8 protein-coding genes, 1 tRNA gene and 1 other annotated feature are annotated in these 12,968 nt (G+C 51.1%); of the genes, 4 read left to right on the plus strand and 5 right to left on the minus strand.

The annotated features are described in order from the left end of the window. Nucleotide 1: 1 nt before the first annotated feature. From zapA to pheS, 3 genes are all read right to left on the minus strand, one after another. Nucleotides 2-2,692: a cell division protein ZapA gene (gene zapA, locus ACTHRH_RS14185; protein WP_440416139.1), complete on the minus strand. Its 2,691-nt coding sequence runs from the start codon at nucleotides 2,690-2,692 to the stop codon at nucleotides 2-4. 105 nt (nucleotides 2,693-2,797) lie between these two features. Beyond that, the gene (pheT, locus tag ACTHRH_RS14190; RefSeq protein WP_440416141.1) at nucleotides 2,798-5,239 is read right to left on the minus strand and encodes a phenylalanine--tRNA ligase subunit beta; all 2,442 of its coding nucleotides are present in this window, start codon (nucleotides 5,237-5,239) and stop codon (nucleotides 2,798-2,800) included. A 27-nt stretch (nucleotides 5,240-5,266) separates the two neighbouring features. After that, nucleotides 5,267-6,301, minus strand: coding sequence for a phenylalanine--tRNA ligase subunit alpha (gene pheS / locus ACTHRH_RS14195; RefSeq protein WP_379289314.1), 1,035 nt, complete (start codon nucleotides 6,299-6,301; stop codon nucleotides 5,267-5,269). A 670-nt stretch (nucleotides 6,302-6,971) separates the two neighbouring features. Further along, nucleotides 6,972-7,249: a binding site (T-box leader), on the minus strand. Between the two features lie 569 nt (nucleotides 7,250-7,818). Between pheS and ACTHRH_RS14200 the strand changes: the two genes are divergently transcribed. The 3 genes from ACTHRH_RS14200 to ACTHRH_RS14210 all read left to right on the plus strand — a co-directional run bounded on the left by ACTHRH_RS14200 (nucleotide 7,819) and on the right by ACTHRH_RS14210 (nucleotide 10,897). After that, complete coding sequence (locus ACTHRH_RS14200) at nucleotides 7,819-8,655, plus strand: transglycosylase domain-containing protein (RefSeq protein WP_379289316.1); 837 nt, start codon at nucleotides 7,819-7,821, stop codon at nucleotides 8,653-8,655. 256 nt (nucleotides 8,656-8,911) lie between these two features. Then, entirely contained in the window at nucleotides 8,912-9,544 is a 633-nt protein-coding gene (locus ACTHRH_RS14205; RefSeq protein ID WP_440416143.1) for a DUF1259 domain-containing protein, read from the plus strand. Nucleotides 9,545-10,363: 819 nt separating this feature from the next. After that, a complete protein-coding gene (locus ACTHRH_RS14210) occupies nucleotides 10,364-10,897 on the plus strand; it encodes a DUF3267 domain-containing protein (RefSeq protein WP_440416224.1) in 534 nt (177 codons plus the stop codon). Nucleotides 10,898-11,116: 219 nt separating this feature from the next. Here the strand turns inward: ACTHRH_RS14210 and ACTHRH_RS14215 are convergent. Continuing rightward, nucleotides 11,117-11,187, minus strand: a tRNA-Gly gene (locus ACTHRH_RS14215). 208 nt (nucleotides 11,188-11,395) lie between these two features. Between ACTHRH_RS14215 and ACTHRH_RS14220 the strand changes: the two genes are divergently transcribed. Beyond that, nucleotides 11,396-11,863, plus strand: a complete 468-nt coding sequence (locus tag ACTHRH_RS14220; protein ID WP_144941471.1) for a GNAT family N-acetyltransferase — start codon at nucleotides 11,396-11,398, stop codon at nucleotides 11,861-11,863. Nucleotides 11,864-11,952: 89 nt separating this feature from the next. On the opposite strand, the gene ACTHRH_RS14225 is transcribed toward ACTHRH_RS14220, so the two are convergent. Further along, nucleotides 11,953-12,693 carry a hypothetical protein gene (locus ACTHRH_RS14225; protein WP_440416146.1) on the minus strand — a complete coding sequence of 247 codons (741 nt, stop codon included), beginning with the start codon at nucleotides 12,691-12,693 and terminating at the stop codon, nucleotides 11,953-11,955. Between the last annotated feature and the right edge of the window lie 275 nt (nucleotides 12,694-12,968).

The raw sequence follows: 12,968 nt of genomic DNA on the forward strand, positions 1-12,968 counted from the left end.
GCTAGGCTTTCGGGCCGGTTTCATCAATCACCAGCTCGATCCATTCATTATATTCTTTCTTCAATTTCTCGTATTCAATCTCGAGCAGCCGGTACTTTTCTTCCAGTTCCTTATTCTGCTCTTTCTCGCGCAAAGCCCTCTCATTCGCCAATTGCTCGTTTAATTGCTCAATGATCTGCAATTGACGTTTATTTTCCTGACTGAGCTCTTCCGCCAGAAGGGCTTGTCCCGTTTCCTTCTCGGCTGCTGCGCTAATTTCCTTACGGAGGCTCTCAACCTCCTGACGGAGCCGCTTCCTCTCTTCCTCACGTTCTTGCTGCTCCAGCTCCCATTCCTCGAAAAATTCCTTCATCGAGGCGAGCTCTTCCTGAGCGGAGGCAACCTCACTGCGGCCCTGCATCTCGATTCTGCGGAGCTTGTCCAGCTCGGACTGCTGCTTTCTCAGACGATCCTCGATCGCGACCTTCTCCTCCGTCCATTCGGATTGGCGGGCTTTCCATTCCCGGTCCTCACGCCGCAGACGTTCCAGTTCGCGATTGAGCTCCTCCAGTTGCTGATCCCGCAGCTGCCGCTCTCTATGGGATGCTTCCAGATCGTTATGCAGCAGCCGGATAGTTTCTTCCAGGGAGACAGAACGTTCCCTCTCCTCTTTGCTCGTTGCCTTCACTTCCAGAAGCTCTGCTTCCAGGGCATGGATGCTTTCTTCCAACGAAGCGGTCCGTTCCTGCTCTTCCCGGCCCGATTTCTTCGCCTCGAGCAGTTCGGACTCCAATACGCGAACTTGATCCTTCAAGGAGGCCGCTTGATCCTTCTCCTCCTTGCTGGTTCTCTTCAACTCGGAAAGCTCCGACTCCAGTGTGCGAAGCTTCTCCTCCAGCGATGCCGCACGTTCCTTCTCTTCTTGACCGGACGTCATCGCCTCGAGAAGCTCCGTTTCGAGAACGCGAATGTTTTCCTCCAATGAAGCTGCACGCTCCTGCTCTTCCCGGCCCGATTTCTTCGCCTCGAGCAGTTCGGACTCCAATACGTGAACTCGCTCCTTCAAGGAGGCGGCTTGATCCTTCTCCTCCTTGCTGGTTCTCTTCAACTCGGCAAGCTCCGACTCCAGTGTGCGAAGCTTCTCCTCCAGCGATGCCGCACGCTCCTTCTCTTCTTGACCGGACGTCATCGCCTCGAGAAGCTCCGTTTCGAGAGCGCGAATGTTTTCCTCTAATGAAGCTGCACGCTCGAGGGTCTTCTGTTCGGCAGCCTTAGCGGCTTGAGCCGTATTTTGTAACTCGCCCATTTCCTTACTAAGGCTCTCTATCTTCGATTGCAAAGCAGCAATTTGCTCCTGCCGGGTCTTTTCGTTAATTGCTGCAGTGTTGAGAGAAGCCTGCAGCTTGTCTTTCTCCGAGGTTAAAGAAGTAATTCGGCTATGCTGCAGTTTCTTTAACTCGCTCGCTTCCTTCAGCTCCGTCTCCAACTGAAGCTTTTCCTTCTCCAGGCGTTCTTTCTCTTCCTGCCAGCCGGTCTGCTGAGTTTTCCAAGCGGCTTCCTCTTGACGCAGATTCTCTAATTCTGCACGGAGCTCTTCTATTAAGCCGGCCTGGCCCTGCTCGGCTTCCTTCGACTGGCGGACGGAGGCCTGCAGCTCTTCGATGGTAGCTTTCATCACGGCCGCCTCTTCCTGCTGGCTGAGCGCGGATTCTTTCGCTTGCCGGAGCTCGCCTTCCAGACGGAGGATTTCCTCATCCTTCGCCGCAGCCTGCTCCTTCAAGCTATGCTCAGCCTGCTTCGCCTGCTGGAAGGAGGTCTCAAGCTGCATCCTTTCGGATTCGAGAAGAGCGATCCAGTCCGTCTGGCTCTGAGCATTCTCCTCGGCAAGCTGCAGATCGCCTTTCAGCTTCTCGACCCGGCCCTCCCATTCTTTGCGCTCCTCGGCCCATGCAGCTTCAAGCTTGCCATGCTCTTCATGACCGCGTTGGAGCTTGTCCACTTCCTGTGTCAGCTCTTCGACACGGGCCGCCTGCCGCCTTCCGGCTTCCTGCGATTCAGCCAAAGCCGTCTCCAGCCGGGCGGAATGCTCCTGGACGGCAGCAAGCTTCTCCTTCATGTCTGCTTCCGCCCCTGCGGCCTCGTCCAATGCCGTTTGCAGCTGCCGGCAGTCTGCCTCCAGCGAGCTGATCCGTTCCCTGTAGCCCTCTGCCGCCTCCTCTGTCGCATTCAGCACAGAATAGAGCCGATTCTGCTCCGTCTCCAGCTCTTCCAGACGCGCACGCTGAATCTGGCCGCTCTCCTCCGCCTCCCTGAGCTCACTCTCCAGCTTGGCGACGGCAGCCTCCAGCCGGTTCCGGGTTCCTTTCCATTCCGCCTCCCGTTCCCGCCATTGTCCGACCTCAACCTTGAGCTTGTCGGCCAATTCGGTCAGCTTCCGCACTTCCTCGAGCTGCTCCTCATATTTGGCTTCTATTCCGCTCAGATGCTCGGCATCGGATTTCATTTTGAAATATTCATCCGCCATATTCACTGCGGCGAGCACGGCTATTTTCATGGAATCCAGCCGGGAATTCAGCCGGGATATGCTGTGCATCTGCTCATTCACATGAGCGGCCACTGCCTTAATATAATGCGGACTGGTGCTGCCCATTAATTTATAGTTGGTACCATATATGTCAACCATAACGCTTCTCTTTTGTTGTTCCTCGTCCATTAGCGCTCCTCCTCCCTACCTTGATCTCAGATGTCTATGATGTCAAAAAGAAGACCAGCTTTATCGTCACTAAAATAGTATTCGATAAAGCCGGTCATTTTCCTGCTATTTTCGAAGCTCCGCGCCAAAAGTTTGCTCCAGCGCCGCAATGGTCTGATCGTTTCGTTCCGTAACCTCTTCGTCGGTCAGCGTCCGGTCCGGATGCCGGTAGACAAGTGACAGAGCAACGCTTTTCTTGCCGGCAGGCACCTTGTCCCCGGTATAAATGTCGAACACCTGGATCGATTCAAGCAATGAGCCGGCGGCTTCCTTCACTTTCTTCTCCATCTCGCTTACAGCCACCTCCGCGTCGACCACAAGCGCGAGATCCCGAGTCATGGCCGGGTAACGCGGGAGCGTCTTGTATTGGATGGAGAAATCGGCATAACGGGCCAGAGTATCCAGCTCGATCTCCGCCATATATGTCTCATCCAAATCCTTCTCCTGCTGTAAATCGGGATGCAGCTGGCCGACCGTTCCGAGACGCACCGGTCCCTCGGCGGTGGATACCCAAATCTCGGCCGTTCTGCCCGGGTGGTAGCCCTCCGGATGAGCCGCCTTGTATTCCACGGTCAATCCGAAATAATCCGTCACCTTCTCCAGCAGGCCCTTCACATCGAAGAAATCGACCGGTACCGGCTTGGAGGACCAATGTGCGGGGCGATTGGAGCCCGTCCACAGAATGGAGAGCATCAGCCTCTCCTCCGGCTGCCTGGTCAGCTCCTTCTCATCGGTCACGAACACCCGGCCGATTTCATATACGGCCACATCGTCGATGCTGCGATTCCGGTTGTAGAGAGCCGTCTCCAGCAGATTCGGAAGCAGGCTGGTACGAAGGGTGCTTCTGTCCTCGCTCATCGGCGTCGACAAGCCAATAGGCCGTGCGTCCTTGTATTGTCCCGGCAATGATTCGATTTGCTTCGGATTGACGAACGTATAGGTGATAACCTCATGCAATCCGCTTTGCGACAGAAGCGAGCGGAGAGCGCGGCGAACCTTCTGCTCCCGGCTGAGGGAGCCCGGCGTCGTCACTCCGGTCATCAAGGTGGTCGGGATATGATCGTAGCCGTACAGACGCGCTATCTCTTCAATCACATCGACATCCCGCGAAATATCCCCGCGGCGGCTAGGTATCCGCACCGCAATCTGTCCGTCCGCCGTTTGCTCATAGGTGAAATGAAGCCGATCAAGCAGGGACAGGATCGTATCCGTCGGTATTTCCGTACCGAGGAAGCTGTTGATGCGGTCCGTGCTTACGGTCACCGTGACCGGCTCATGGCCGCCTGCTGCGGCTTCGGCGATGCCTTCGGCCGCCTGGCCGCCGGCATAGCGGCAGATCAGCGACGCGGCACGGTCCAGCGCCGGAAGCACCGCCTCCGGGTTCACTTCCTTCTCGAACCGGAGGCTCGCTTCGGAGCGCAGCCCCAGCTGACGCGACGTTCTGCGCACGGACGAGCCGGCGAATTTCGCCGATTCCAGCACGATGCGGGTCGTCGACTCCGACACTTCGGAGTTCGCGCCGCCCATCACACCCGCTATTGCAATCGGCTTGGCCCCGTCCGTGATGAGCAGCATGCCGGCGTCGAGGGTGCGTTCCGCGTCGTCCAATGTGACGAACCGCTCGCCCTCGGCTGCGGTCCGGACATCAATGCGGCCGCCCTCCAGCTTGTCGGCATCGAACGCATGAAGCGGCTGGCCGTACTCCAGCATGACATAGTTCGTAATATCGACAATATTATTGATCGGCCGCACACCGGCAGCCATCAACCGGTTTTGCACCCACAAGGGCGAAGGCCCGATTTGCACCCCGTCTATGCAGCGGGCCGCATAGTGGCTGCACAGCTCCGGTTCGCTGATCGTGATGTTCAGACGCTCCGCAGCCTTCCCGCCGCCGGTAACGAGCCCGTCCTCCGGCGCCGGAAGCTTGATCTCGCGCCCCAGAATAGCCGCGATCTCGTAAGCAACCCCGATCATGCTGAGACAATCGGAGCGGTTAGGGGTTAAATCCAGCTCGAGCACTTCATCATTAAGTCCGAGCACATCCAGGATGCTATCCCCAATCTGCGCATTCTCCGGCAGAACAAGAATGCCTTCCTGAATTTCCTTCGGCAGCAGGCGGTCATTCATGCCCAGCTCTTTCGCCGAGCAGATCATGCCCTGCGATTCCACTCCGCGCAGCTTGGCCCGCTTGATCTTCAGTCCGTCCGGCAGCGAAGCCCCGACCAACGCAACGGGCACCTTCTGCCCGGCATCCACATTTTTCGCCCCGCAGACAATCTGCAAATCTTCTCCCTGTCCGGCGTCCACTACGCAGACATTCAGTTTATCTGCATCGGGATGCTTTTGCTTGGATTTCACATAGCCGACCACCACTTGATGGACGCCTTTATTTCTCGATTCGATAATGTCAACCTCAACCCCGCTTCGGGTCAGCTTCTCCGCCAAGTCCGCAGCGGAATATCCTGTCAGATCGACATAGTCCGAAAGCCACTGATAAGATACCTTCATCGTTTCTACCTTCCCCTCTGCTATAGGTTATACTCGTACAAATTGCTGCAAGAAGCGCAAATCATTCGTATAAAAATGACGGATATCGTCAATTCCGTATTTCAGCATCGCTATTCGCTCCACACCCATTCCGAAAGCAAACCCGCTGTATTCGCGTGGATCGTATCCCGCCATCTCGAGCACGCGCGGATGCACCATGCCGGAGCCGAGAATTTCCAGCCAGCCGGTTTGCTTGCAGGTCCGGCAACCTTCGCCACGGCACATCATGCAGCTCACATCCACCTCGGCGCTGGGCTCCGTGAACGGGAAGAAGCTAGGGCGCAGGCGAATCTTCGTATCCTTGCCGAACATCTCCTGAACGAATTGCAGCAAAGTGCCTTTCAAGTCGCTCATGCGAATATGGCGGTCGATCACCAGACCTTCTATCTGGGTAAAGACGTGGGAATGTGTCGCATCGTCGTCATCGTGACGGTATACTTTCCCCGGACAAATAATTTTGACGGGGACGTCGCCCTTCATTCTTTCCATAGTCCGTACCTGGACCGGAGAGGTATGGGTTCTCATCAAGATCTCGTCGGTGACATAGAAGGAATCCTGCATGTCCCTCGCCGGGTGATTCTTGGGAAAATTCAGCGCTTCGAAGTTGTAATAATCCGTTTCGACCTCGGGTCCCTCTTCGACGGTATATCCCATACCGAGGAATATATCCTCGATCTCTTCAATGACCTTGCTGAGAGGATGCACGGCCCCAGCCGGCTGCTTCCGGCCCGGCAGCGTAATATCGATCGTTTCCTGGCGCAGTCTCTTGTCGGTCTCTTCCTTGCGGAACTGTTCCTGCTTCCGCTCAATGACTTCCTCGATGGCCGTCCGGACCTCATTGGCCACCTGACCGATGATCGGCCGTTCCTCGGCGCTAAGCGAGCCCATTCCCCGCAAAATTTCGGTCAACGGACCCTTCTTTCCCAAATATTTGACACGCAGCTCATTCAATTGCTGGCTTCCGTCCGCTTGCTCCAATTGCAGCAGAGCCTCCTGTTTGAGTGCCTCCAACCGTTCTTTCATTTTCTCGCCTCCAATAACTGATTTTCCGCCTCCAGGCGGGATGATTCGCGCGCGGCAAGTTTGGAATTAGTTGCGGATCGCCGTCATCGGCAGTGCTTGAAATCGAATGATCTAGCGACCGCGACTGCTTTTTTCAACTCCAAACCTGCGGCTTCGTTTCCTCACTCATCTTACTTACGAAATCCGGCCGACGGATGAAAAATGCTGCCTACCGTCTGACCGCATGCCGGATTTTGCTCCATCAAGTTGGCCCCTTTCTGCCGCCATAGTTACCCTTACGGTAAAAATACTTTGGCAAATGAGCCGCCAATTTCGTTTCGCCGGATAGATCGAAGGGGGATACGGGAACGGATTCTTAACAAATAAATAACCCCACAAAGTGACGTATACCTTCGAAGCTTATTCCGTCCGCACTCCAACGGAGTCGGCGTCTAAACCTTCCTCTAAACGCGGTCGCTCTTCCTGACCTTGCTTCGATAAAGGTTTATACAGTACTTTGCGGGGAGCCCTGTAAATACCCCACAAAGTGACGTGTGACCTTCGAAGCGTATTCCGAGTACTTTGCGGGGAGCCCTGTAAATACCCCACAAAGTGACATGTGACCTTCGAAGCGTATTCCGAGTACTTTGCGGGGAGCCCCGGAACTTAAAAAAAGGCGATCCGCCCCCCATCAAGGGACGAAATCGCCGTGGTACCACCCTTATTAAAATAACGAATCGGCTGCAGACCGCCCAGAACGGGCCAATCTGAACGGTAATCGCTATTTTCACTTTGCGAATAACGGCTCGTAACCGGTATCTCCTACTTCCACCGCGTATCCGCAGGACGGGTTCAGAGAACTGCTCCGGAGCGAACTTCGGCAGCCTGTTTCTTCAAAGACGCTCTCAATCCGCGGCGTCTCCTCCCTGTAAGTCAGTACTGCTTACTCTTCTCCTTCATAGCATTTCAATTGAATTAGACACGAGAAGCAAGTTCCCGCACCATCTTTTATAACAGATATTATATGCAATTGTCTGTGTGAGTGCAAGACGTGTTCCTACTTGTTTAGGTTGTTCCGCTTTGCAATCCTATATTCTGTCACAGGGATTATTTCATAAAGCCGGATTTCGGACCTACCAGTACAATGGAGGCGACAATCCTCAACGATAACGGGATTCTTTTGGACAGCTTCTGCTTCACAGCCGCTCCCCTCCTTTCTAATATCCGTCCTATACCTGAACAATCTGGAGCCCTGTTTGCCTTATATGCTTCTATTGTACAATTGTTTATGCCCGGGTCATACAGACTCCGGACGGACTTTAAGCTGGACAAAGGTCCAGCTTACTTGCGGGAATTTACATTATATAATGAGAGCAGAGCAAAGTACGGGGAACGCCTGACTGACGAATCGCGAGAAACCTTACAAATCTTTAAGGTTCTTGTCATGCAAATCGATAGGAGTTCCGGAGGAATCCGGCTAATATGTAAATATGGAGCCCTAAATGCCTTTCCTATTTGACAAGGAGGCTGAAATTCGTATGCATAAGACTGCCATTTATAAAACTAATCATAGACCGAATCAAGCACAAATCCGCCGATCCGGAAGGTCCTTCCATCTGTCTTTGCGCCAGATTCTGATCCTGTGTTCCGCTGCCTTCCTGTTGTTCATGACGGTCTGGATTTCCATGGTTCTAATCGGCCATGCCCTGATAGACGAACGGAAGCTGGCCGCATATCGCCATCCGGATTCGATGCCCGTTCAAGGAATGGATGCGCCGATTCCCCGTGATTACGTTCACCTTAACGAAATGCCCGATTATCTGCGGAATGCATTCGTAGCGATCGAGGATCATCGTTTCGAGAATCATATCGGCATTGATCCGATTGCATTGGCCCGTTCTCTATGGGTCGATTTGGTCCAGGGACACAAAGCACAGGGCGGCAGCACCATTACGATGCAGCTGGCCCGCAATATGTTTCTGACGAATGAGAAAACCTTCGACCGAAAGTGGAAGGAAATGCTCATATCCGTATATCTGGAACAGAGATTCTCCAAGGATGAAATTTTGGAAATGTATTTGAATAATATTTATTTCGGACACGGAATTTACGGAATTGAAGGTGCCGCAAGCTATTATTTCAACAAAACGGTACGCTACGGATCGAACGACAAGCCCTTAATCAACTTAAGCGAAGCCGCCATATTGGCCTCCCTGCCGAAAGCACCGGAATCCTACTCTCCCGTCAGGAATTGGGATAAGGCGAAAGCCCGGCAGCAGCTTGTCCTTCGCCGGATGAACGATCTCGGATATATATCGCAGGATCAGCGAGAATCGGCTATCGGGCAGCAAGTCATCGTCAAGCCGGCATCCTGATCATTGGAAGCACTAATGCATAAACAAGCAGCGTGCAGCTCCAAAGTTCCTTCATAAGTAGCTTAAGCAGCCCTCTCCTTTCGGAGGGGGCTTTTTTGTACGAAGGCTCTATATTGCAGATAAAATCGACATTGATGTTCCACCAATTCCCAAATCATAGTTACTTAAACTATTAATCTATTAAAAAGTCTATTTTTCTATCATAATGAGGCTCCCTGCATAATATAAACTATAATCGAAAAAAGGGGGAATTACTGTGAACTCGCCCAGCCCGCTCTGTCAGGATTTTGCAAGAATACTTGGGGGAACTGCGGAAGTTGTTAACGGGGTTTGTACGGTCACCCGGATCCGCAGCAATTTAAAGCCTCTAATCCAAGGCAGAAGAACGAGATCCGCCTTGGCCATTGCCGCTCTGTTCTCATTCGAGGATTTGGACAGCAGAGGCAACGCGTTGAACTTGGGAGAAACGGTTATTTTGCAGGAGGAGGTCAATCCCTTCATATCGGCTCTGCGCGCCCGTGGAATTGAAGTGACCGCTCTGCATAATCACTGGCTGCTTACCGATCCGGTGCTCATGTTCATCCATTGGAAATCCATTGAACCTCCTCTTTCTTTTGCAAGGAAGACGGCGGAAGCCTTCCGGGTATTAACGACCCGGACTATAGCTCCGAAGAAAAGCTCCTCAAGCGGAGGACACAGATCGAGCCGCTCCAGCCATTCAAGCAGAAAACGGAGATCCGTCTCCCGTTTTTCCGGCAGTAAGCACAGGTCCGTTTCGGGTCGATCCGGCAAATTATATTCCTCAAAAAGCCGTAGTGTGAAGTCTTTGCACAGATTAAGAAGTGTCAGACCTTCATCTGTCAGCCTTAGATCCCGGAAATTGAAGTAAACCGTGTGCCCAACAATAAGCTCCCCTACAGCGAAAGCGGCGGGGAGTTATTTTTTTCGGGGTGGACTTCGGAATAGGTGGCCTAGTCGATAACGGTATTTTATCTCCCGGGTAAAAATTGCTGCGAAAATACAGTTTTTATGGAGGCGAATGCCGATTTCAGGAAGAAAAGCTGCGAAGATACATAATTCTGGTTCAAAAATAGCCAGATCATCACTTCAACCGGCAAAAAGATGCACTTTTGCAGGCTTTCCCCCAACACCCAAGGGAATGTTCAAAAAAGATGCATTTTAGCCGGTTTTTATACCTTTGCCGGCTATCCAAGCACCTCGTGGACAAAAAGAGGAAAACAGAATAACTAGTCTAATTATTAAATCATAGAATATGGCATATGGAGGAGCACGAAAACATTTAACTTAATGTAAAGTGGTCAAGAACTTATTACAATGGCTCTTGAAGTATTAGAAAGAAGCTTTTATGACGGAGTGTATAACAATACCGTTGAAGCGCTATCCGCATAAAATGGCAAGGTTTACCTTGGCAACAGTTATGGTATTCATGGCTCTTGTGAGGAATATATTGCCGTAGGTGGGGCTATCAAGACGGGTGAACGAGATTTTGACACGATTGTAGTCACATGCGATAAAGCACATTAATTGCCTTGTGCCTCCATGCGGGAACTGCCACCAAATGCTTCTTAAATATTGCCCTGACATTAAGGTGATTTTGATTGATGCGCAAGGAATTCCTGTTAAAGTTGAAATGCCTCTAGGGCCTAAAATCGTATATTTCCAAGTGAATAGAGAGGGCGATAATGAGATGATATTGTGGTTTAGAAATTTGCCGCAGCCAAGTACGGATTTGTCTAAATGGACTCCTTTTATTAAAAATAATTGGTTTCGAAAGCATTATATGAAGCTAGTATATCTATTGATGGTTATAATCTTTCTAGCACCCAATTGGCTCGGAATAAGGTTTGCTCATATGTCAATTTTCCCCATTATTCTGACCGTTGTCTTTGTTTTTATATTACATGAAATCCTTCACATTCTTGTGATACATAAGAAAGGCGATATTAGCTTAACGTTCAGCGGAATATTTTTTTGGCTTAATACAAATGCAATTCTATCCAAGAAGAGATTTTGGGTCTTTATGAGCTTGCCTCTAATTGTATTATCGGTAGTTCCTGCTATTATTTCATTCTATTTATCGGGTAATATCAAAACATTTATGTTATTTATTAGTTGGATAAACTTGATCTTCTCCTCTTCCGATATCGTCAATTCATTTTTAATCTTAACAAAGCCTAATAAATCGATATTTTGTAGAGGATATTATCGAGTAAAAAGCTAACGGGGAACGATAATCCAAATTGCCCGTACTATGACTGACTTACAGTTTTTTACAGGTTGATGACATCCTGGTTAGGCCGGATGTCCGTTCAAGATGATCAAGGAAACCGTTCCATACAATAAACATAAAGAAAAGGAGTATACCCTATACCGCATATGATTGCCTAAGTTCATACGTTAAGGCATCATGATACGCTAAGAGGTATACCCCTATGAATTAAGCGGGTGATGGGAATCGAACCCACGCTACCAGCTTGGAAGGCTGGAGTTCTACCATTGAACTACACCCGCATATTAGCTGCTCTTCGGCCCGAAAAACGTTGGCCTTCAGGGCTTTTCTTCCCGGTTCAAGAATAACTTCGTTCGGAGTGACAAAAAATAATATATCATGTCCTATCCTAAAATGCAATGCTTATTTTTGATTATTTTCGCTGTACAATAGCATATATTACTTAAAGCCCGATATACGCTGAAACCAAAAGCTTGAGGAGGGTATGGCATGCCATCGCTGCTGCAGCTTCAACATAAAGAAGATTTTACTCCCAATGTCCGGCGGATTCTTGAGGAATGTCTGTACCTTCCGGATGAAGAAAAGCTCAACAAGATCGTCGATCTATACCTTTCCGATTCCTGCCGTTTTTTTTACGCCTGGCATGATGACGAGGAAGAAGATGCCCGGGCGATCATCGGTATTAGCGTCCGTTCGGAAACCCAGTGCGCGGTCATCCTTCATATCGCGGTCAAGAAAGAACACCGCGGGAAAGGAATAGGACGGCAGATGATTGACAAGGTCATCGCCCGGCATGCCGTTCTTTCGGTACAGGCCCAAACCGATCAGGATTCCGTGCCGTTTTATAAATCATGCGGCTTTACGGTAACCAGTCTGGGTGAGCTCTATCCCGGCATCGAACGTTTCCTTTGCGAGAAAAGAATGACCTCCTACCCGATTTGCCGCACTCCGGAATAACCGGCGCTCCATCAGCCCATACCGCCGGGTTCCCCTGCCTTCTTAAACGGCCTGAATCCATAGTTGCAGTGAAACGCGGAAATACACAGTTATAACCGCTCCAATATGGCTGCCTGACGCTTGCCGATTCTGAGAGCTTCAAGCCTCCGGTAGCCTTCGTGCCTGATTTTCTGTCCCTTGTCCGCAATGACGATCAGCACGGAGGAATGGGCCGCTATTCTCTGCAACTGGTCCAGCATCCGGTACAGGGGATCTTCCGCATCTTTAGTACCGCCCCATTGAGTTTCTTGCCCATAGGGAACATCCGCGATGATTAGATCCGGGGAAGGCAAGCCGGCGCTAGCCTTGTCCGCTTCCGCCATAATGTCGGCTTGAATACAGCCGGTACGAATCCCCTCTGTTCTTCCGATAACATATTCCTTAATTCGTTCGGCAGCATGTAGAGCCTCTTGATGAGAATCCTTCCCGTATTCCGTCCAGTTCCTGCGAATTTCTTCCATCCTCCGCTCCAGCCCCTCCTCTGAAAGCAGCGACAGATTTCTTTGGGTAAGGGCGACCGCCTCTTCCCGGATGTCCGAGCCGTACAGCCCCGCTATCCTGTCTCCATGAAGCAGCCCAATCACCGTCAGTAAATAGCCTCCTCCGCAGCAAGGATCATAAACCGTATAGGGTCCGTCCACCCCTTTATTTTGCAGCCGGAACACCCCTCTCTGAAACAGCTCGCTGGCCAGCCTGACCGGAAAAGAAGTCATTCCCTTGCGGCTCTCGATGACTTTGCCGCTGGCTAAATCTTCGTAATTGCTTTTGGATGTGACATATTGGTATTCCATCTCTTTCTTTCCCTTCTGTCGTTTTCTTCCCCGGGCGTTCATTTTCTAATTCTATACCATTTCAAGAATGAAAACCCCTCCCCCTCTTTTTCTTCCGACATTCCCGCCTGCTCCCCATAGAAATAAAGCGACACATTTTGTTAACAACAATAGCTCTATTGAGTCATATGTGACTGCTGAAATTTGTAATAGACTCAAAAAGTATAGTGAATGCCGGAAGGGATACAAGCTTCCACTGATCAGCTCAGTGCCGGCAGTTGAAACCGGTCCTTCCC

It is taken from the genome of Paenibacillus sp. SAFN-117, assembly GCF_051966115.1.
In the GTDB taxonomy this organism is placed as follows: Bacteria; Bacillota; Bacilli; order Paenibacillales; family NBRC-103111; genus Paenibacillus_L; species Paenibacillus_L residui.